Genomic DNA, 21,744 nt, shown 5'->3' on the forward strand with positions numbered 1-21,744 from the left:
ATATCAAAATATACTTAATTTATACTTCAATAAGTGTTGTAACTTTTTGTAATTATCTGTTTATAATTTAAAGGTGAAATTTTAACCTTTTATCTTAATCCGTGATATAATTAATTTAAGTTGCGAATTGTTAAAAAAGGAGGGTGGATATGAATAGTACGAAACCTATTCGTTGGTTTACTTTTATCGTTTTAGTTATTGGCGGAGGAACTGTTTTTAAACTTTCCTCTTTAAAAGATGCCTTTTATGTGCCTATGCAAGAATTTATGAATCTTAGCAATACACAAATTGGACTCGCGCTCTCAGTTTATGGCATAGTGCAAACGGTGGGAAATTTTGCATCCATTTATATAGCAGATAGATTTTCTAAAAAAATACTCATTCCTTTTTCATTGGTTTGTGTGGGTTTGGTTGGAATTTATATTTCTACTTTTCCTTCTTTTTATGGAATTTTAATAGCTTGAGGTTTGCTTTCTTTATTTGGAGAAGTTGTGTATTGGCCTGTTTTGCTTAAAGCCATTCGCTTGCTTGGAGATTCTACTCAACAAGGAAGACTTTTTGGATTTTTAGAAGCAGGACGTGGCGTTATAGATACTATAGTTGCTTTTAGTGCTTTGGGAATTTTTTTACTTTTAGGGTCTGGCGCAGGTGGACTTAAGGCTGCTATATTATTTTATAGCGCTTGTGTGATTATAGCAGGTATTTTGGCATATTTTCTACTTGAAGATGACAAAATTAATACCCAAGATGAGCAAGGAAATGAAATCAGTAAAAACAAAGCCGCTTGGAATGGAGTTATCAAAGCGATTAAAACTCCTGAAATTTGGGTGGTATCTTTGACCATTTTTACTATTTATTCTGTGTATTGTGGTTTGACTTATTTTATTCCATTTTTAAAAGATATTTATGGTATGCCTGTGGCTTTGGTCGGTGCTTATGGTATTATCAATCAATATACTTTAAAATTAGTAGGTGGGCCAATTGGGGGATATTTAGCAGATAAAACCTTTAAATCTTCAACAAGATATTTGCGTTTTGCTTTGATTTTAGGAGCCTTGGCCATATTAATTTTTGTTTTTATGCCTCATGAGAAATTAAATATTTATTTTGGTATGAGTTTAACCTTAGGTTTTGCCGCTCTTATTTTTACTATGCGTGCGACATTTTTTGCACCTGTGGATGAGATAGAAGTACCTAGAGAAATTAGTGGAGCTGCTATGAGTATAGCTTGTATTTTTGGTTATTCTCCACAACTTTTTTGTTTTGCACTTTATGGTTTTATGATGATCGTTTTAAAGGTTTATTAGGCTATCAAATTGTTTTTGCGTTAATGGGGATTTTTGCTATTTGTGGTGTGATTGTAACTACGATTTTACTTAAGATGATAGCTAGAAAAAAAGCATTAAAAGGAGTGGTATCATGAAAATAGGTTTAGAAACTGAAAGCATGCATTTATGGTTTCAAAATGGCAGGATGGATATATTTTCTTATATCGATTTTGCTAAAAATTTGGGCTGTGAGGGTGTGATTATAAATATCATTAAAGATTTTGGTTTGGATGAAGAATGGGGATGCTTAGGAAGCGATGACGAAAATCATCTTAAAAAAATTAAAGCTAAATTGGATGAATACAATATGTATTGTGAGATCGATTCTAAGGGTTTTAATAAAGATAAATTTGAAAAAATTGCTAAAGTAGCTTCTATTTTAGGTGCTAAAATTATACGCTCTTATGTGCCCTTAACCGATAAAAATAAAAAAGTTAAACATGCTAGCGATGGGGCTTATGATGATTCTAAAATTACTACTAGATTCGATAAAGAAGATTTTTTAGCTACAAAGGATGAAATAAAAGCTTTGATACCGATTTTGGAAAAATATGATTTAAAACTTGCTATAGAAAATCATGAGTATCAAACTTCAGAGGATTTGCTTGATTTGTTGAAATTGATCAGTCATCCTAAAATAGGATTTTTATATGATTTTGGAAATTCTATGATGGCCTATGAAGATCCTATAAAAGCTTGCAAAGACATGGCTAAATATACTTTTAGCACGCATTGTAAAGATCATATAGTTTTCATTGAAGAGGGTGTAGAATATGTTTGCGGCGTTTCTTTGGGAGAAGGAAATTTAGACATTAAAACTTGTGTAGAAATTCTTAAAAAAGAAGGACTTGACCGTATTAATGTAGAGCAATGTTATCCTTATTGTGCGACTTTTAAAAGAGAAAAAGGAACAGGCGGGGTTAAAGAATTAGGTAAAGGGGCTTTTAAGATAGAAAAATCTTTGTTTGAAGATTTAAAAGCTATGCAGTATTATTATCCTCAAGAAGTATCTCAAGAATGCTTAGAGAGGCTTTTAAAACTTCAAAAAAAAGGTTGTGAGAAAAGTGTAGAATATTTAAAAAGTATTATTTAGATAAAATTTGGAATAAATTTTGTTTAATATTTTCAAGCATGGCAAAACGTTTTTTATACATGGAGCGTTTTTGTGAAGGGATTTCTTCTAGGTTTTTTTGCGAGTGGTGGAGCTTGTAGTATTTGTGTTTATCGATTTTTATTAATTCTCCACCATTTTCTAGCCAAATTTTTTGATAATCTACAAAATAGCCTTTTTCTTTTCCTTTTTGAGAACGGATTTGATTTTTTTCATGTACACCTAAAGTAGCTTGAAGTTTTAAAATTTCACAAAGCATCTTAGAGCATTCTATAAGTAAAGCAACAGGGCGCAAACCATGACATTTTTTAGTTAAAATTTTATTAATTTCTAAAATATTAAAATCTTTGTATTTATATCCTTGTATGCAAGAAAGTAGAAGATTATTTTCTAAAGTAAAGCAAAAATTACATTGTGAAATAGTGTATTTTTTAAATTTTAAAGAAAAAGCCCAAAAACCTTCTTCGTAAACATTATGGTTATATCCTAAAAAAAGCTCAAAATCTTCATCAAAAGAAAAAATCATTTGTTCTTCGGGAAGAAATTTAAAACAAGTAAGTCCCTTATCAACATCATAAATAAGTGTTTTAACGCGTTCATTTGCTTTAAAACTTTTATCGCAAAATCTTCTTATAGCATTGTAGCAAGCATAGGGTCTTTGAGAGAAAAAGTCTTTTAAATGTTTATTTTTTTCTTCATTAAGCGTTTTTTCTAGAAGCCTTACTTGAGGAAAATATAGAATTTTTCTTGCTTGAAAACGTAAATAGCGCCAAAAGATGATACTTTTTCTTCTATCAGTAAAATTTGGAATAGGGTAGGAAAATTTTTTATTCACCTGCAATCCTTGATATATCATTATAAGTTGCAAAGAGCATTAAGCTTAAAAGTATTGCCATGCCTGCATAACTTAAGTATTCAAAAGCACGCTGTGGAACCTTGCGTCTAAAAATCATTTCATAAATATTAAAAAGTATATGTCCTCCATCAAGCATAGGAATAGGCAAAAGATTTAAAATGCCTAAATTTATAGAAATTAAAGCAGTGATAAATAAAAGTAAAGTAAAGCTATTTTGTGCAGCCTTTGAGGTAATTTCAGTCATGGTAATAATACCACCTAAATTTTTTGCTTCAACTTCACCACTTATGAGTTTTACTATACCCTTGATGATGAGTGTAGAAGCTTGAAAACTTTCTTGTGCGGCATATTTAAAACTTTCTAAACCTTGATGTTTTACAAGAGTGCTTGTACCATTTGGACTGATTCCAAGTTGAGGTTTTTCAATAATTTGCCCAAAGTCATTATATCCTTGTCCTATTTTTGGAGTTAAAATAAATTCTAAATTTTTTCCTTCTCTATTGGTTAATATTTTCAAAGGCTCTAAACTTAAATGTTTTGAAATTTCATCAAAGCTTTGAATTTTTACACCGTTGATTTCTAAGATAGTATCATTTTTTTGAAGTCCTATGTCTTGTGCAGCAGAGTTTGGCGCTATGTTTCCTATTTGTGGAGCAAGTTTGTTTAGACCTAAATTTCCTATGATAATATAAAGAAAAAAAGCTAAAATCAGGTTGAAAAATGGTCCAGCAAAAAGAATATAAATCTTTTTTAAGGGGCTTAAAATGCTATAGCTATCTTTGTCTAGATTTTCAAAACCAGGACGCATATCATCTTGTCCTTTAAGTTTAACATATCCTCCAAGTGGTAAAGTGCTTAAGCGATAGTTTGTGCCTTTAAATTCACGTTCTATAAGACTTTTTCCAAATCCTATGCTAAAGACTTCAACTTTTACACCCAAAGATCTTGCAGCTAAAAAATGTCCTAATTCGTGAAAGAAGATTAAAAATGAGATGACTAAAACAGTTGCTAAAAATTCAATAGAATAAAATTTAATTCCTAAAATCAAAATAATAATTAAAAACAATAAAGATCTCATTTTTCTCCTTTTTTTTGAGCTTTTGTATAAGTATAGATGTATTCAAATCCAGAATAAAGAGTTAAAATCAAAGCTATGTAAAGTAGAATTTCTCCGCCTATCCACTCCATGATTAAAAATCCTATCGCAGTCATTTGAAAAGCGGTTTTAAGTTTGCCTGCAAAAGAAGCATTGACATTTAAATTTTCACTGATCATTACAACTCTAAAACCCGTGATAAAAAATTCCCTTACTAGTATAATATAAATTACCCATTCATTAGCTTTTCCTGTAAGCAAAAGCCCTAAAAAAGCTGCTAAAACAAGCATTTTATCGGCTAATGGATCTAAGATTCCGCCCAGTTTTGTAGTTTGTTTCCAAGTTCTTGCAATGTATCCATCAAAAAAATCACTCAAAGCTGCTAATGAAAAAGTTAAAGCAGCAAAATAGTTAATCCAACTTTGATGAATATTTTCAAAATGATGAATTAATAAAAAAAATAGCAAAGGCGCTAAAACCATTCTAAAAACCGCCAAGATATTGGGTAAATTCATAACAAGCCTTGTGAAATTAAATGTAAAATTATAATCAAAATTGTATAAAATTTAAGCAAAGACTTAGTAAAAATACAAAAAAGAATCAGTTTATTTTTATTTAAATTTTGCTTTTAAGCAAAATTTAAATAAATTTTACAACTTCATCAAAACTAAAACGATTTTTTTGAGGATTTTTTTCATCGTTGCAATATCCTAAAGCCACCACCAAACTTGATCTTTCTTTTTGAATATCAAGTGATAAATAAGAATCAAGCTTTTCTTTATCAAAACCACCTATAGTACAACTTGCTATATTTAAAGCATTAGCACTATAAATTATGCTAGCTAGAGCTATATGAGCTTGTTCTCTTGCATAAGATATTTTTTGTTCTTGATTTAGAGATTTTAAAAAAGGCATATAAGTATCTAAGCGTTTTTGAATTTCTGTTTCACTCATATCTCTTTTTCTAAGTTTTTCTTCAAAATAATCTAAAAAATCAAGTCTTGAAATGATGATAATTAATACAGCGCAATCTTTTACATGTTTTTGTTGGTTGCAAATTTTAGAAAGCTCTTCTTTTCTTTTCTCATCTTGCACTACTATAAATTTCCAAGGTTCCAGTCCTAAGGAACTGGGGCTTAATCTTGCTATTTCTAAAATAGAATTTAAATCCTCTTTTTTGAGTTTTTCATTTTTAAAATTTCTACAAGAATATCTTGTGCTAAAAATTTCAAGTTCTTTTTTCATTATTTTTCCTTGTAAAATTCGACGACTTCATTAAAATTTAAGCGTTGAGTAGAATATTTTGGTTCGTGGGCTTTATATCCTAAGGATAAAATTACAGCAGTTTCAAAAGGATAAGTTAAATGAAGAAAATCATCAACCTTAGTTTTTTCAAAGCCACCTATCATACAAGAATCAATACCTAAGCTCATTGCAGCTAGCGACATTTGCATCATAGCAAGATAGCATTGAAGTTGTGCGTAATGATAGAGTTCATCATCATTCATTGCATTGGTTTTATGGGTGTAAATTTCTAAAATTTTTTGAAAATTTTCTTCGCTAGAACCTGAGAAACGACGCACTTGTTTTTGTGCAAATTCATCTTTGCTTTGAAGATCTTTTCTTGCTAGAAAAATAATATTATGACTCGCACTTGCTACATTTTGTTGATTGTAACATAGGGTTGAGAGTTTAAGATTGTGTTCTTTTTGTTCTAATACTACAAATTTCCAAGGCTCAAATCCATGTGAGCTCGGGGCTAAGACTCCACTTTCTAAGATACAATGCAAATCCTTTTCATTGATTTTTTTATCATTAAAAAGTTTACAAGCTCTGCGTTTTGAAATTAGTTCTTTAAAATTCATTTTATTCCTTAAAATCAAAAATAATAATATTAATTATAAAATGCAAAGCTTAATCAAAAAATATTATAGTTTGATATTTTTCTTAAAAACAAAACCGGATTTTTCAAAACCCATTTTTTGGATATAAAATTCATGAGCTTGTGTTCTAAAAAAACTTGAACTTAGTTCTAATTCTTCATATCCTTGATCTTTTGCCCAAATTTGGATTTTTTTCAAAAAGCTTGACCTATACCTTTTCCTCTTAAAGTTTCATCTACGACAAAATCACAAATATAAAGACAATGGTTATGATAAAGCACATTAAAAGGCATGACTCCACAAGCTGCTTTGTAGCTTCCCTCATTTTCATAGGCAAAAAGTTTATAATGTTGAGTTTGTGTAGCAAGTTGGAATTTGTCTAAAAAAACTTTCAAAGATAGATTGTTTCTTAATTGTTTTATCAAGGGATAAATTTTTTCCAAGTCTTCTTTTAGCTTAATTTCTTTCATTTTTAAATCCTTTAAATTTCAAAAATTTCAGGTTTTAATTTTAAAAGCAAGCAAAAAGATGCTAAAACGGCTTGTTCTTGCATAAATTCACGATCCCCATCTAAATAAAGAGTTTCTTGGACAAAAGTTCCATCTCTAAACATTGCACCTATATAAATAGTGCCTGATTTTATTTTTCCCTCATCTTTTTCGCCAACTACTCCGCTAATAGCTAAGGCAAAATCAGGATTAGCTGTTTTAAAAATACCTTTTAGCATAAAATAAACGCAACGTTCACTGTATTCGCCATTATTTTCTAAGACGCTTTCGCTAATTCCAAGCCATTCGTGTTTGATGCGGTTGGAATAACTTACAATAGATCCTTCAAAAATTTCACTTACACCTGAAATTTTGGTTAAGGTGCTTGCACAAAGTCCGCCTGTGCAACTTTCAGCAAAAGAAATTTTTAATTTTTTTTCTAAAAGTTTAGAGCTTATAAAATGTATAGGATCTTTACCTAAAAATACTTTTTGTCCAAAAAGATTTTTTACGCTATTTAAAAAACCATCAAGTTTTCCAAAATTAGCGCAAGTGGCCTTAATAAGCACAAGATTATCTAAAAGCTTGGTTGATTTTATACTTATCTCATAAGATTTTGTTAGGGTTTGCAGTAGTAATATAGCGCTTTCATCATCCATGCCAAAAATGCAAAAATATGCAAAATTTAATTTTATATGCCCAAGAAGATCAGGTAATTTTCCGCTTGGATTTATTTTAACGACATTAATTTTTGAATTTGAAAAATTACATACAAAGCTATTTTTACTAAATTCTGCTTTATCTGGAACCAAGGTATCATCTTTTAAGATAAGATTATCATCATTTAAAGTTGCTAAAATTTTAGCAACAGTCGCATAATGCAAAGAGCTTGTAAATAAAGTGATAAAATCATACTGATTTAAGAGATTTTCAAGTAAAAAGGGTAAATCTTTATCGGTTTTATTTTGTATGCGAATTTCGTTAATTTCTTTAAATTTTTCTTCATAAGTTCTATAAATATAATTTTTGAATTTTTCGTTTATAGTAAGCTCATCTCCTATAAGATAAAGCAAATGTTTCATAAATTTTCCTTTTTTTCTTATAATTATAGCCAAAAACAAAGTAGAAATTAAAGCTAATTTGAGTAGAATTTAAGATTATTAAAAATTAGGTGGAAAAAATGGACTACAAAGAAACTCTACTTTTGCCCAGTACTAGTTTTGCTATGCGGGCGAATTTAGCGGAACTTGAACCGCAAAGATTTAAAAAATGGTTTGAGCAAAATTATGCTTATGAAAAAATGAAAGAAAATCGCAAAAATGCGAAAAAAAGTTTTACCTTACACGATGGCCCCCCTTATGCTAACGGACATATCCATATAGGACATGCTTTAAATAAAATTTTAAAAGAAACTATTATCAAAACGCATTATTTTAAAGGTGAGAGTGTGCGTTTTACTCCAGGGTGGGATTGTCATGGTTTACCTATAGAACAACAAGTAGAAGTAAAGCTTGGAGAAAAGAAAAAAAGCTTAAGTAAAAAAGAAATTCGTGAGTTTTGCAGACAACATGCGAGTGAATTTGTAGATATCCAAAGAGAAGAATTTAAAAATTTAGGCATTATTGCGGATTGGGATAAGCCTTATTTGACTATGAAATTTGAATTTGAAGCAGCGATTTATAGAACTTTATGCGAGATTGCTAAAAAAGGCTTACTTTGTGAGCGTTCTAAGCCTGTTTTTTGGAGTTGGGCGGCAAAGTCAGCTTTAGCGGAAGCTGAAGTAGAGTATCAAGATAAAGAAGATTATTCTATTTTTGTGGCTTTTGATTTAGATGCAAAAGCTTGCGAAAAATTAGGCGTATCAAAAGCAAGTGCAGTGATATGGACAACTACACCTTGGACTTTGGTGGCTAATCAAGCTATAGCCTTAAATCCTAATGAAAATTATGTGATCACTAAAGAAGGTTTGATTTTTGCTAGTGCCTTACTTGAAGGTATGATAGAAAAAGGACTTACAAGTGGAGAAATTCAAAAAGAATTAAATGCAAAAGAATTTGAAAAACTTGAAGCTATCAATCCTTTAAATGGAAGAAAATCTGTTTTAATTATGGGCGAGCATGTATTGATGGATGGTGGAAGTGGACTTGTACATACTGCACCAGGACATGGCGAAGATGATTACTATGCTTGTTTGAAATATGACATTGAGGTTTTAATGCCTGTTGATGATAGTGGATGTTATGATGAAACTTTAAGAGCTAAAGGGCTTTTGCCTTCTCATTTGCTTGAAGAGTTTATAGGTCTTCATATTTTTAAGGCCAATGAAAAAATTTTAGAACTTTTAGGCGAAAAACTGTTACATTCTTCTAAATTTATACACTCTTATCCATTTTGTTGGAGAACGCATAAGCCTGTGATTTATAGAGCTACTAAACAATGGTTTATTTTAATGGATGAACCAAAACTTCAAGGAAAAACTTTAAGAGAGTGTGCAAAAGAACAACTTTTAAAAACAACCTTTTATCCGCAAAGTGGGGTAAAAAGAATAGGTTCTATGGTGGAAAATCGCCCAGATTGGTGTATTTCAAGACAAAGGGACTGGGGAACGCCTATAGCCTTTTTTAGAGATAAAAACACTAAAGAAGTGATTTTTGATGATGAACTTTTTGACTTTGTAGCAGCTATTTTTGAAAAACACGGTGCTGATGCGTGGTGGGAGTTTGAAATCAAAGATTTAATTCCTACAAATTCAAAATATAAAGCTGAAAATTTAGAAAAAGTATATGATATTTTAGATGTTTGGTTTGATAGCGGAAGTACTTTTAATGCAGTTTTAAATAGCGGACTTTATGATGCAGGAGAAAAAAGAGCAAGTATGTATTTAGAAGGAAGCGATCAGCATCGGGGTTGGTTTCAAAGCTCTTTGCTTGTAGGTACAGCGATCAATGAAAGCGCACCTTATGAAAGCATTTTAACTCATGGTTTTACCACCGATGAAAAAGGGCAAAAAATGTCTAAATCTAAAGGCAATGTGATCGCTCCTGAATATGTAGCAAAAACCTATGGAGTTGAAATTTTAAGACTTTGGATACTTTTAAGTGATTATTCAAGTGATTTAAAAATTTCAGACAATATCTTAAAACAAGTAGGCGAACAATACCGCAAAATAAGAAACACTATAAGATTTTTACTTGCTAATACAAATGACTTAAAAGATTTAGAAGTTAAAGAATTTAGTTTTATTGATAAATGGATATTAAGTCGTGCAACTAAAGTTTTTAAAGCAAGTAAAGAAGCATTTTTTGCTTATGAATTTGCTAAAGGTTTTAGTTTGCTTTTAAATTTCTTAAGTGCGGATTTAAGTGGGATTTATCTTGATATCAGTAAAGATAGACTTTATTGCGATAGTGAAAATGCTCAAAGAAGAAAATCTGCTCAAGTGGCTATGGCTTTGATAGCAAAAGAACTTTTAAATTTACTTGCTCCAAATTTAAGCTATAGTGTAGATGAGGCTTTAGAACATGCTAATGTTTTAATCAAAGGCGATGCAAAAGATGTATTTGATTTGAGTTTAACTCAGGATTTTGATTATGATTTTGGTATAGATGATACATTTTTAATGAGTGCTAGAGAGAAATTTTTTGAACAAATTGATATGCTTAAAAAAGATAAAATCATTAAATCTACCTTGGAATTAAATTTAAACATTAGTTTTAATAAATTCCCAAATGAGGAATTAGCCGATTGGTTTATGGTGAGTCAAATCAGCAATGAAAATGAAGAAATTTTAGCTGAATTTGAAGTAGAGAATGAGAAATTTAAAATCACCAAATCTTCGCTTTGTAAATGTCCAAGATGCTGGAAACTTCAAAGTAAAAATGAAGAAACACCTTGTTTAAGATGTGAAGAAGTTTTAAAAGGGGTTTAATGTTAGAAAATCCGATTCCAAATAGTATTATCATTGCAACTATAGCGGTGGTTTTGGCTTTTAGTGCTTTAGCAGTATTTTTGATCAAAAAAACAAAGGAAAATAAATGATAACTTTAAAAGAAGCTTTAAAATACTCCAAAGAAGAACTTGAAAATTTAAAAAAAGAACTCAATGAAAAAGCAAAAAAAGAAAAAAAAATAGGTGCTTATATCGAACAATTTTTAGATAAAGACTTAAGTGTTTCAGGTGAAGGTGTGCCTGTAGCTATAAAAGATAATATCAGTGTAAAGGGCTGGGAGCTTACTAGTGCGAGTAAGATTTTACAAGGTTATATCGCTCCTTATGATGCAAGTGCGATTGTTAATTTAAAGGCTAATGGTTTTTCTCCTTTTGGGCGTTGCAATATGGATGAATTTGCTATGGGAAGTTCAACAGCGAGTTCTTGTTATGGAAAAACTTTAAATCCTTTAAATTTTGAGCGTGTTCCAGGTGGGTCAAGTGGTGGAAGTGCTGCTGCGGTAGCGGGTGGCTTGGCTTTAGCAAGTTTAGGTTCTGATACAGGTGGATCTGTACGCCAACCTGCGGCTTTTTGTGGTTGTGTAGGATTTAAACCGAGTTATGGAAGAGTGAGTCGCTATGGTTTGGCTTCTTATTCTTCAAGTTTGGATCAAATCGGGGTTTTAACGCAAAATGTAGAAGATGCGGCAATTTTATATGATGCGATCGCAGGATATGATAAAATGGATAGCACGAGTGCAAATATCGAGTTTATCAAAATCGCTTCAAATTTAAATGCAAATAAAAAATTAAAAATCGCAGTGATTGAAAATTATGTCAATGATGCAGATAGCGAAGTAAAAAACGCACTTTTAAAAACCATAGATATGTTAAAAGCTAATGGACATGAGATTGTATATAAAAATTTGCTTGATTCTAAGTTTGATATCGCAGCGTATTATATCATCGCAACAGCTGAAGCAAGTGCAAATTTAAGTCGTTATGATGGGGTGCGTTATGGCAAGCGTTCTGAAAATATCCAAAATTTAAAAGAAATGTATGTAAATACACGCAGCGAAGGTTTTGGCGAAGAAGTAAAAAGAAGAATTTTGTTAGGAACTTTTGTTTTAAGCAGTGGATATTATGATGCGTATTATATCAAAGCACAAAAAGCTCGAGCTTTTATCAAGGCAAAATATGAAGAAATTTTGCAAGATTGTGATCTTATTTTTATGCCTGTAACTCCTACAACGGCTTTTAAATTTGATACTCAAAAAAGCCCTATGCAAACTTATTTAGAAGATGTTTATACTATCTCTGTAAATTTAGCAGGACTTGGAGGCATTAGTGTGCCTGTTGCAAAAGATAAAGAAGGGCTTAATATATCAGCACAACTGATTTGCAAAGCTTATGATGAACAAACCTTGTTAGATGGGGCTTTAAGTTTAGAACAAATGATTAAAAATTAAGGATGAAAGATGAAAATTGTAAAAAGAGCTTTAACTTTTGAAGATGTATTACTGCGTCCTGGGTATTCTGAAGTTCTACCTAAGGAAGTAAAAATTCACACTAAACTAACAAAAAATATCACTTTAAATATGCCTTTAATCTCTGCGGCTATGGATACAGTTACTGAACACAGAGCTGCTATCATGATGGCAAGACTTGGAGGACTTGGGGTAATTCATAAAAATATGGATATAGCTTCACAAGTTAGAGAAGTAAAAAGAGTGAAAAAAAGTGAAAGTGGGGTGATTATCGATCCTATTTTTGTAAGTCCTAAAGCAAGTGTTGCAGAGGCTTTAGAAATCATGGCAGAGTATAGAATTTCAGGTGTTCCTGTAGTAGATGAAGATAAGAAACTAATAGGCATACTTACCAATCGTGATTTAAGATTTGAGAGTGATTTTTCAAATTTGGTTGAAAATGTTATGACTAAAATGCCTTTAATTACTGCTCCAAAGGGTTGTACTTTAGATGATGCGGAAAAAATTTTTAGCACCAACAAAGTAGAAAAACTTCCTATAGTAGATGAACAAGGACGCTTGGAAGGACTTATCACTATAAAAGATCTTAAAAAACGCAAAGAATATCCTGATGCCAATAAAGATGGTTTTGGAAGATTGCGTGTGGGTGCGGCTATAGGAGTAGGGCAAATGGATCGTGTGGATACTTTAGTTGAAGCTGGCGTTGATGTTGTTGTGCTTGATTCTGCGCATGGACATTCTAAGGGTATTATTGATACGGTAAAAGCAATTAAAACTAAATATCCAAATTTAGATCTTATCGCAGGAAATATCGCTACTGCAGCCGCAGCAAAAGCACTTTGTGAAGCAGGGGTAGATGCGGTTAAAGTAGGTATTGGGCCAGGAAGTATTTGTACTACACGCATTGTTTCAGGTGTGGGTGTGCCACAAATTTCAGCCATTGATGAGTGCGTGGAAGAAGCAAATAAATTCGGCGTTCCTGTGATAGCCGATGGCGGGATCAAATATTCAGGTGATATTGCAAAAGCTTTAGCTGTAGGTGCGAGTTCTGTTATGATAGGATCGCTTTTAGCTGGAACAGATGAAAGTCCAGGAGAGCTTTTTACTTATCAAGGAAGACAATATAAGTCTTATCGTGGTATGGGTTCACTTGGGGCTATGCAAAAAGGAAGTTCAGACAGATACTTTCAGCAAGGTACTGCTCAAGATAAACTTGTTCCTGAAGGTATAGAAGGGCGTGTTCCTTATGTGGGAAGTATAAGAAGCGTGGTGCATCAACTTTTAGGAGGTTTGCGTTCTTCTATGGGTTATGTTGGGGCTAAAGATATAGAAGATTTTCAAAAAAGAGCTGAATTTGTTGAAATCACTACTGCAGGGCTTAAAGAAAGTCATGTACATGATGTTACTATCACTCATGAAGCACCAAATTACAAGGTCAATCATCAATGAGTTTTGAAGAAAATTTAAAACACGCTAATGAATCTTTGGAAAAATTAAACAATCAAGAGCTTGCCTTAGATGAAAGTGTAAAAATTTACAAAGAAGGTTTAGAGAGTATCAAAAAAGCAAGACTTGAGCTTGAAAAAGCAAAATTAGAAGTGGAGCAAATCGATGAGTAAAATAGCAGCTTTACAGTTTCCAACTTTAGCTTTAAGTGAATCAAGGCTCGATTATTATCTTAAAGCTTCAAAAGACAATGGGGCAAATTTGGTAGTTTTGGGCGAATATGTGATTAATAGTTTTTTTACAGAACTTTTACACATGCCAAAAAATATGATAAAAGAACAAAGTGAAGCTAAAAAAGAAAGCTTGATTAAACTTGCTAAAAAATATGAATTACAAATCATCGCTCCTTATGTAAGCGTTGAAGCTAAAAGTTATAAAAAACTTTGCTTAAAAGTTGCTCCAAATGGTGTCAAAAGTTATGAACAGCAAATTTTAATGCCTTATGAACATTGGAATGAAGAAAAATTTTTTAGCAACAAAACTCCATCAGAATTAAAAATTTTTACTTTTAATTATGAAAAATTAAAATGTGCTTTGCTTTTTGGTTTTGAGACACATTTTGATATTTTTTGGCAACAGATTATGGCGAAAAAAATTGATTTGGTTATCGTTCCTAGTGCTTGTACCTTTGAAAGCAAACAAAGATGGGAAGAACTTTTAAAAACAAGAGCTTTTTTAAATTCTACAAGCATTTTAAGAGTAAATCGCATAGGCAAAACAAAAGATGAGTGGAATTTTTATGGCGATACTCTGTTTATCAACGCTTTTGGTGAGATAGAAAGTAAATTGGGTTCTGAAGAAGAAATGCTTATTATAGAGCCTAAAAAAAGCGATGAAGCAAGAAAACTTTGGGGTTTTGATAAAATTCTTAAGAATTTTTAAAGAAGGTAAATATGAGAAAAATTTTGCTTCAAATTTTTATTTTTAGCGTATTATTTATAGTAACTTTTGCCATTAATCGTATTTTAATGCAAAATTCTTTCATCCCTACAGGTTTAATTAGTGATAAAAATGAAATCTTTTTAATGTATCTTTTGGGTGTTTTTCATGATATAAGATTTTTAAGCGCAGCGTTTTTACCATTCTTGCTTTGTGGTTTTTTAAGTTTAATTTTTTCTAATATAAAAATAAATAATAAGTTAGTAATATATAGTAAAAATTTTTATTTCATTTTTTCAAGCGTTTATATAATTGTTCTTTCTTGTCTTTGTATAGGATTTTCTTATGCAAAATACTATTATTACGAAATTTACAAGACTAAATTTGATATTTTTATGTTTACTCTAAAAGATGATAATACAAAAACTATTTTAAGTATTATTTATCATGATTATCCAATTTTAAAAATTTTAGCTTTAATGTTGATTTTTGGAGTTTTTGTAGTTTTTTTAAATTTGAAAATATTAAATTTAAAGCTAAAACCTGTTAATTTAAGATTATTTCCCTTGATAGCTTTAAATTTAATATTAATTATTGTTTATGTTATAGCCTTAAGGGGTCCCTTTAAGCATGTGGCTATAAATGTACAAAATTATTCTTTTAGTGAGTATAGTGTTGTAAATGATACAATGTTAAATCCAATTATGGCATTTTTTTGGGCTTTAAAACAATATAAAGAAGAAGCGGCTTTGAAGGTTATCACATCTTTGAAAGCACAAGAACTTAAAGAAAAACTTTTTGATTATTTGCATCAAAGTCCTATAAATCTAAAAGCTGAAAAGAATCATCCTAGTGTATTTGTTAACTTAATGGAAAGTTTTGGGCTTAATTTGGCTGATTTTACAAATACAGAACATAATTTTTTGGGTTCATTAGATAAACATTTTAAGCAAGATTTTTTATTCAAACGCTTCTTGAGTTCTAGTAATGGAACTATACCAAGTTTTGCAAATTTATTTTTTGTAAGTCCATTGTCTAATATTTCTACAAGTAAATTTCAGAAAACTTATTTAGATTTAACACCTATTGCTGTTTATAAGAAAGCAGGATATAAGGTGATTTTTGTAAGTGCAGGTAATGGATCTTGGCAAAATATTAAAAATTATCTCAGTATTTTGGGAGTAGATGAGATTATAGATGAAAATATTTTAATGAAAGAGTATAATGGAGCAAAAGATAGTGAAAATGGTTATGGGGTAGCTGATGAGTTTTTATATAAAAAAGTTTATGACTTGCTTCAAAAAAATCCACATAAAACCCTTATAATTGCTCTTACCATATCCAATCATCCACCTTATAAAATTCCGCAAAATGATTTGCCAAAATTAGAAAACATTCCACAAACTTTGCTTAATATGCTTCCTTATGAAAAAGATAAACAAGACAATATTATCAAAGCTTATACTTATGCAAATAATGAATTTGGAAAATTTCTAGATAAAGTAAAACAAAGTCCATTTAAGAATAGTGTTATTATAGCAGCGACTGGAGATCATAGAGTTCGCGAAATGAGTATGGATTTAAATTCCCAAAAAGCTTTTGCTTATAGTGTACCTTTTTATCTTTATATTCCTAAGGATTTGCAAGATAATATTTATTATGATAAAGATCGTGTAGGATCTCATAAAGATATTTTTCCAACTCTTTATGCTTTAAGTTTAAATAATGTCAAGTATTTAAGCGTAGGCGGAAGAAATATGTTGGCAAGACCAAGTGATGAGAAATTAGAATTTGGGATCAACGATGCTGTATGGATTGATAAAAATGGCGTATATAGCGGTGCTAAGGGGTATTATTTTGAAAATAATAATACCTTAAAAGATACAAATCATGCCTTTGAACTCGATGAATATCATAAAAATTTCACTCAATTTTATAAAGAATTAAATCTTTATCAATTAAGTCAGCGTCTAGGCATTTCAAAATAGGATTTATATTTTCTTTTTAGTAAAAAAGTGCTAAAATTTAGCCTTTAAAGTATAAAGGTTTAAATGATGCAAAATATCCATTTTATCGGCATAGGTGGTATAGGAATTTCCGCTTTAGCAAGATTTTTAAAAGAAAAAGGCTTTAAGATTAGTGGGAGTGATCTTAAGGAAAGTAAAATTACTAAAGAACTTGAAAAAGAAGGGGTTAAGGTCAGCATCCCTCATCATAAAGACAATATTTTAAACAAAGATTTAGTTATTTACTCTGCTGCAATTAAAGAAGAAAATCCTGAATTTAAACACGCTAAAGAATTAGGCATTAAATGTCTTTCACGCAAGGAAGCCTTACCTCTTATCTTAGAAGATAAGCGTGTTTTTGCGGTTGCAGGAGCACATGGAAAAAGCACAACTTCAAGCATTTTAGCTTCTTTGCTTGATGATGCTTCTGTGATTATCGGAGCGATTTTAAAAGAATTTGGTTCAAATATGATTTATAAAGAAAGCCAAAACCTTGTTTTTGAAGCTGATGAGAGCGATAGTTCTTTTTTAAATTCAAATCCTTATTTGGCTATAGTTACCAATGCAGAAGCAGAGCATTTAGATCATTATGGCAATGAAGTTTCAAAACTCCATCATGCTTATGTGGAGTTTTTAGATACGGCTAAAATTCGCGTGATTAATGCTGAAGATGAGTTTTTGAAAAATTATAAAAATGAGTCAATCAAGCTTTATCCGAGCAAAGATATCAAAAACTGCACCATGTGTATAGAAAATTTCAAACCTTTTACAAGTTTTGAGTTGAAAGATTTAGGTGAATTTAAGGTTTTTGGTATGGGATATCATTTAGCCCTTGATGCGTCTTTGGCAATTTTGGCGGCTTTAAATTTCTTAGATATAGAAACGATAAGAACCAGGCTTAAAAATTATCAAGGTATTAAAAAGCGTTTTGATATTTTACATGCTGATGAAAATTTGGTTTTAATTGACGATTATGGTCATCATCCTACCGAAATAAAAGCGACTTTAAGTGCAGCACAAGAATACGCAAAATTAGGTGGATATAAAAAAATTACAGCCATTTTTGAACCTCACCGCTACACGCGTTTGGCCGCAAATTTAAAGGAATTTGCAAAGGCTTTTGAAGGTGTTGATGAGCTTGTAATTTTACCTGTTTATGCCGCAGGAGAAGAGTCTATAGAACTTGATTTAAAGGCGGTTTTTCCTAAGGCTTTGTTTGTAGAAGATATTAAAAGAGAGGGTAAATTTTTGGTAGCTTCTAAGGGGCAGGTTTTTGAAGAAGGGCTTATTATAGGTTTTGGTGCGGGAGATATTAGCAATAAATTAAGGCAAAAAAATGAGTAGATTTTTTTTATATCTTTTAATTATCTTAATTTTAGCCTTAATCACTTTTGCTTTGCGTGAAAAATTAGGCAAAAAAACCAAACCTTTTTTTGGTATTTTGCTTGTGATCTTTATCATTTTAGCGGTATTTTTTGAATTTGAAAATACGCAAAAAAGTCGTTTAAGAACAGATATTATCGTAGCTTTTAATCAAAATAAAAATATTTTATGTAAAGATATTAATGTATCTAAGGCGTATTTTAACTATGAATTTGGTACAGGAAGTTTTATTTCAAAAGATAATAATCAAAGTTTTAATTCTTTAATCATAGATATTAAAGATTGCAGGTTAAATGATGAATGATGCAAAAGAAGAATTGATCTCAAAGCTTGATTTAAACGGCTATTTAGAAGAATTTAAAGGCCTTTTTGCAAGAGATAAGGAGATTTTTTTGCAAGGAGATTCTAATCTTCATTTTAAACGCATACATGAGCTTTGCGAGGTGGAATTTCCTGCTATGCCAGAGCTTAGCAATCTTGATAAAGCCTTAGTTCATTTAAGCAAGCAAGGAATTTTACATTTAGATGAAATTTTTGAATTTGTAAAAATTTTTCGTTATTTTGAAAAGTTAAAAAAAATAAAACTAGGAACAAATTTAGACTCTTGGCTACAAAAGATAGAATTTGTTAGCGGGGCTTTGGAGCTTTGTTTGAATTTCGATGAGAAAGGGGAATTAAAAGAAAGTTTAGATGAAAGACTTGTAAATCTTAATGCCGCTCTAAGATTGAAAAACGAAAGCATAATAGCTGAGTTTAAGAAATTTTGCTATACAAAAGCTTTAATGCCTTATCTTATCGATACACAAATCCATCTTATAAACAATCTTGAAGCCTTGCTTGTAAGAGGCGGGTTTAATCACGCTATTAAAGCAAAAATCATAGGTAGAAGTAGTGGCGGTGGCTTTTATATCGTGCCTTTAAGTGTTGAAAATTTGCAAAATGATATAGAAAAAATCAAAAATCAAAAAGAAGAAATTTATTATGAATACGCTAAAAATTTCTCAGCTTTTTTAGCAAAAAACCTACCTTTTTTAAAATTTATCAATACAGCCTTTGATCTTTTTGATCATTATAGTGCTAGGGTTTTGCTTGCTAAAAAAAAGGATTTTGAATTTGTTTTGTGTGATCAAAGTACGGATTTAGTGCTTAAAAATTTCGCTCATCCTGCCTTAAAAAATCCAAAAAGCGTGAGTTTGGAATTTAAAAAACAAGTTTTAATCATCACAGGGGTAAATGCAGGCGGAAAATCCATGCTTTTAAAATCCATGCTAAGCGCAGCATTTTTAGCTAAACATCTTTTGCCTATGCATATCAAAGCAAGTGAAAGTAAAATTGGTACTTTTAAAGAATTTGATGCCATCATAGAAGATCCGCAAAATGTTAAAAACGACATTTCAACTTTTGCAGGAAGAATGTTGCATTTTTCTAGACTTTTTTCTAAGAAAAATTTGCTTTTAGGTATAGATGAAATAGAGCTTGGAACAGATTTTGAAGAAGCGGCTTGTTTGTATAGTGTGTTAATTTCAAAACTCATAGCTAATAATCTTAAAATCATCATCACCACGCACCACAAACGCCTTGCCATGCTTTTAGCAAAAAATGAGCAAGTTGAACTCATTGCTGCTTTATATGATGAAGAGCTTTCACGCCCAAAATATGAGTTTTTAAAAGGTACTATAGGAAAATCTTATGCCTTTGAAACCGCTTTGCGTTATCAGATTCCGCCGAATTTAGTTAGCGAGGCTAAAAAGCTTTATGGCGAGGATAAAGAAAATTTAGAAGAGCTTGTGGGTAAAAATATCAATCTTGAATTAGAACTAAAAGCTAAGCTTGAAAATGTTGAGAAAAAAGAGCAAAAAGTCGATGAAATTTTACTTTCTTTAAAAGATCAAAAAGAAAAAAATGAACAAGAATTTCGCACGAGTTTGAGAAATTTAGAATTTAAATTTCACAAAGCCATAGAAGAAGCTAAGAAAACCATACAGCTTAAAGACACAAAAGATAAGCAAAGAAGCCTTAATAAAGCCAATGAACTTAAAAAAGAAATCATCTTGCCAAGTATGGAGCAAAACGAAGAATTGCGTGTGGGGGATTTTGTAAAATATGAAAAAATTAAGGGTAAAATCATAAGCATTTCTAAAAACGATGCTATGGTTGAAAGCGATGGGATCAAACTTCGTGTGCCTTTAAAACTGCTTAAAAAAAGTGGTGCAATGCCAAAAAAAGTAGCAAAAACAAGTATAAGCGTAAGCAAACCAAGCAATCTAAGCGTAACTTTGGATTTGCATGGACTTAGGAGTGATGAGGCTATTTCAAGGCTTGATAAATTTATTTCAGATGCTTTAATAGCGGGATTTGATGAGGTTTTGATCTATCATGGTATAGGCACAGGAAAGCTTGCCTTTGCGGTAAGAGAGTTTTTAAAAACCCATAAAAGTGTTAAAGGCTTTAATGACGCACCGATCAATCAAGGTGGCTTTGGTGCTAAGGTGGTGAGATTATGAAAAACATTATGATATTAAGTGGAGCGGGTTTGTCTGCTCCAAGTGGACTTAAAACTTTTAGAGATAATGATGGACTTTGGGAAGAATACGATGTGATGGAGGTTTGCTCCGCAACAGGTTTTAGAAAAAACCCTAAAAAAGTGCTTGATTTTTACGATGCAAGAAGGGCGCAACTTCAAAATGTAAAGCCAAATCATGCTCATGAAAAAATCGCACAATTAAAAGAAAAATGGGGTAAAAATCTTTTTGTTATCACGCAAAATGTAGATGATTTGCTAGAGCGTGCAGGGTGTAAAGATGTAGTGCATTTGCATGGCTTTTTGCCCGAACTTCGCTGCTTAAAATGCGAAGAAATTTTTAATATAGGTTATGAAAAAATCACAGATAAACAATGCCCAAAATGCAAAAGTAAGGATTTAAGACACAATATAGTCATGTTTGAAGAGCAAGCTCCTGCTTATGCTATGCTTTATTCTTTGCTAAATCAAACTTCGCTTTTTATCAGCGTAGGCACAAGTGGGGCGGTTTTGCCTGTAGGGCGTTATGCTTCAATGTGCGAAAAAAGTATTTTAAATATCTACGAAAAAGATGCGAATTTAGAGCGGTATTTTGATAAAATCTATATAGAAGATATTATAAGCGCTATTGATAAAATCGCACTTGATATAGAAAATTTTATGAAAGATGGTAATGTTTGATTCTTTTTTAAGTGGAGTTTTTTTGGGCTTTGGAGTGAGTGTTCCTTTTGGACCTGTAAATATTTTGATTTTAACTTATGCACTAAAAGCTTTTAAAAATTCCATAGCTGTAGGACTTGGAGCATTTAGTATAGATATGCTTTATCTTTTTTTGCTTCAATTTGGGCTTTTAAATTTTTTAGACAATGTTATTTTTATGCGTTCTTTGGCGATTTTTGGTTTTTGTTTTTTAACTTATATGGCGTACTTGATGCTAAGAAAAAAGAAAGAAAGCTTAAATTTAGAGCATAAAGAATTTAAAGAAAGTCTTTTGAAAAGTTATATTAAAGGAGCTTTTTTAAATGGTTCAAATCCTTTTGTGATAGGATTTTGGCTTAGTGCTGCAAGCGTGGTTTTAAGTAGTGATTATGCTTATTTGATGACTTTAGGGCTTGTTGTGGCTATACTTTTTTGGGTAAGTGCTTTAGCCTTTGTGGTGGCAAGATATAGTCATGTTTTTAGTGCAAAAGTTGTTTTTATAATCAATATAATTTCAGCTATAATTATAGAGTATTTTGCTCTTAATTTATTATATAAAACTTTCTTAGGATAA

At 31.1% G+C, this 21,744-nt stretch carries 19 protein-coding genes and 2 pseudogenes; 14 read left to right on the plus strand and 7 right to left on the minus strand.

All coding sequences use genetic code 11. The features are described from left to right. Positions 1–149: 149 nt before the first annotated feature. A pseudogene (locus tag AJ885_RS03050) lies at positions 150–1,423 on the plus strand (MFS transporter). Beyond that, positions 1,420–2,421 (plus strand): sugar phosphate isomerase/epimerase family protein, encoded by a 1,002-nt coding sequence (locus AJ885_RS03055; protein ID WP_070280725.1) that lies wholly within the window; start codon positions 1,420–1,422, stop codon positions 2,419–2,421. The pseudogene AJ885_RS03050 and the gene AJ885_RS03055 overlap by 4 nt, the downstream one beginning before the upstream one ends. Here AJ885_RS03055 and AJ885_RS03060 read toward each other — a convergent pair. From AJ885_RS03060 to AJ885_RS03090, 7 genes and pseudogenes are all read right to left on the minus strand, one after another. Beyond that, positions 2,414–3,274, minus strand: coding sequence for a VirK family antimicrobial peptide resistance protein (locus AJ885_RS03060; RefSeq protein ID WP_002882614.1), 861 nt, complete (start codon positions 3,272–3,274; stop codon positions 2,414–2,416). The two genes, AJ885_RS03055 and AJ885_RS03060, sit on opposite strands and share 8 nt — an antisense overlap. After that, positions 3,267–4,373, minus strand: coding sequence for an RIP metalloprotease RseP (gene rseP, locus AJ885_RS03065; protein WP_053872670.1), 1,107 nt, complete (start codon positions 4,371–4,373; stop codon positions 3,267–3,269). The genes AJ885_RS03060 and rseP overlap by 8 nt, the downstream gene beginning before the upstream one ends. Further along, entirely contained in the window at positions 4,370–4,906 is a 537-nt protein-coding gene (pgsA, locus tag AJ885_RS03070; RefSeq protein ID WP_044780215.1) for a CDP-diacylglycerol--glycerol-3-phosphate 3-phosphatidyltransferase, read from the minus strand. The genes rseP and pgsA overlap by 4 nt, the downstream gene beginning before the upstream one ends. 124 nt (positions 4,907–5,030) lie before the next feature. Next, positions 5,031–5,636, minus strand: a complete 606-nt coding sequence (locus tag AJ885_RS03075; protein ID WP_002861791.1) for an NAD(P)H-dependent oxidoreductase — start codon at positions 5,634–5,636, stop codon at positions 5,031–5,033. Next, positions 5,636–6,256 carry an NAD(P)H-dependent oxidoreductase gene (locus AJ885_RS03080; protein WP_002880780.1) on the minus strand — a complete coding sequence of 207 codons (621 nt, stop codon included), beginning with the start codon at positions 6,254–6,256 and terminating at the stop codon, positions 5,636–5,638. Before AJ885_RS03080 ends, AJ885_RS03075 begins: the two co-directional genes overlap by 1 nt. A gap of 63 nt (positions 6,257–6,319) precedes the next feature. Next, positions 6,320–6,744, minus strand: a pseudogene (locus tag AJ885_RS03085) (GNAT family N-acetyltransferase). Positions 6,745–6,755: 11 nt separating this feature from the next. Next, positions 6,756–7,844, minus strand: a complete 1,089-nt coding sequence (locus AJ885_RS03090) for a CinA family protein (protein WP_002880779.1) — start codon at positions 7,842–7,844, stop codon at positions 6,756–6,758. A gap of 98 nt (positions 7,845–7,942) precedes the next feature. Between AJ885_RS03090 and ileS the strand changes: the two genes are divergently transcribed. The 12 genes from ileS (at position 7,943) to AJ885_RS03150 (ending at position 21,744) form a co-directional block, all read left to right on the plus strand. Beyond that, the gene (ileS, locus tag AJ885_RS03095) at positions 7,943–10,690 is read left to right on the plus strand and encodes an isoleucine--tRNA ligase (protein ID WP_070280727.1); all 2,748 of its coding nucleotides are present in this window, start codon (positions 7,943–7,945) and stop codon (positions 10,688–10,690) included. Beyond that, positions 10,690–10,800: a hypothetical protein gene (locus tag AJ885_RS03100; RefSeq protein ID WP_002880777.1), complete on the plus strand. Its 111-nt coding sequence runs from the start codon at positions 10,690–10,692 to the stop codon at positions 10,798–10,800. Before ileS ends, AJ885_RS03100 begins: the two co-directional genes overlap by 1 nt. After that, entirely contained in the window at positions 10,797–12,158 is a 1,362-nt protein-coding gene (gene gatA, locus AJ885_RS03105) for an Asp-tRNA(Asn)/Glu-tRNA(Gln) amidotransferase subunit GatA (protein WP_070280729.1), read from the plus strand. Before AJ885_RS03100 ends, gatA begins: the two co-directional genes overlap by 4 nt. A gap of 9 nt (positions 12,159–12,167) precedes the next feature. Then, entirely contained in the window at positions 12,168–13,625 is a 1,458-nt protein-coding gene (gene guaB, locus AJ885_RS03110; RefSeq protein ID WP_002880772.1) for an IMP dehydrogenase, read from the plus strand. After that, on the plus strand, positions 13,622–13,795 hold the full coding sequence (xseB, locus tag AJ885_RS03115) for an exodeoxyribonuclease VII small subunit (protein ID WP_002853034.1): 174 nt from the start codon (positions 13,622–13,624) through the stop codon (positions 13,793–13,795). Before guaB ends, xseB begins: the two co-directional genes overlap by 4 nt. Further along, positions 13,788–14,564 (plus strand): carbon-nitrogen hydrolase family protein, encoded by a 777-nt coding sequence (locus AJ885_RS03120; protein ID WP_002880769.1) that lies wholly within the window; start codon positions 13,788–13,790, stop codon positions 14,562–14,564. Before xseB ends, AJ885_RS03120 begins: the two co-directional genes overlap by 8 nt. Positions 14,565–14,575: 11 nt before the next feature. After that, positions 14,576–16,549 carry an LTA synthase family protein gene (locus AJ885_RS03125; RefSeq protein WP_070210243.1) on the plus strand — a complete coding sequence of 658 codons (1,974 nt, stop codon included), beginning with the start codon at positions 14,576–14,578 and terminating at the stop codon, positions 16,547–16,549. Between the two features lie 63 nt (positions 16,550–16,612). After that, entirely contained in the window at positions 16,613–17,911 is a 1,299-nt protein-coding gene (gene murC / locus AJ885_RS03130) for a UDP-N-acetylmuramate--L-alanine ligase (protein WP_079860270.1), read from the plus strand. Then, a complete protein-coding gene (locus AJ885_RS03135; RefSeq protein ID WP_044779174.1) occupies positions 17,904–18,254 on the plus strand; it encodes a hypothetical protein in 351 nt (116 codons plus the stop codon). The genes murC and AJ885_RS03135 overlap by 8 nt, the downstream gene beginning before the upstream one ends. Then, the gene (locus AJ885_RS03140; protein ID WP_079860269.1) at positions 18,244–20,454 is read left to right on the plus strand and encodes an endonuclease MutS2; all 2,211 of its coding nucleotides are present in this window, start codon (positions 18,244–18,246) and stop codon (positions 20,452–20,454) included. The genes AJ885_RS03135 and AJ885_RS03140 overlap by 11 nt, the downstream gene beginning before the upstream one ends. After that, entirely contained in the window at positions 20,451–21,152 is a 702-nt protein-coding gene (locus AJ885_RS03145; RefSeq protein WP_070210240.1) for an SIR2 family NAD-dependent protein deacylase, read from the plus strand. The genes AJ885_RS03140 and AJ885_RS03145 overlap by 4 nt, the downstream gene beginning before the upstream one ends. Continuing rightward, the gene (locus AJ885_RS03150) at positions 21,145–21,744 is read left to right on the plus strand and encodes a LysE family translocator (RefSeq protein WP_070280733.1); all 600 of its coding nucleotides are present in this window, start codon (positions 21,145–21,147) and stop codon (positions 21,742–21,744) included. The genes AJ885_RS03145 and AJ885_RS03150 overlap by 8 nt, the downstream gene beginning before the upstream one ends.

This window comes from Campylobacter sp. BCW_6464, assembly GCF_001762775.1.
GTDB lineage: Bacteria > Campylobacterota > Campylobacteria > Campylobacterales > Campylobacteraceae > Campylobacter_D > Campylobacter_D jejuni.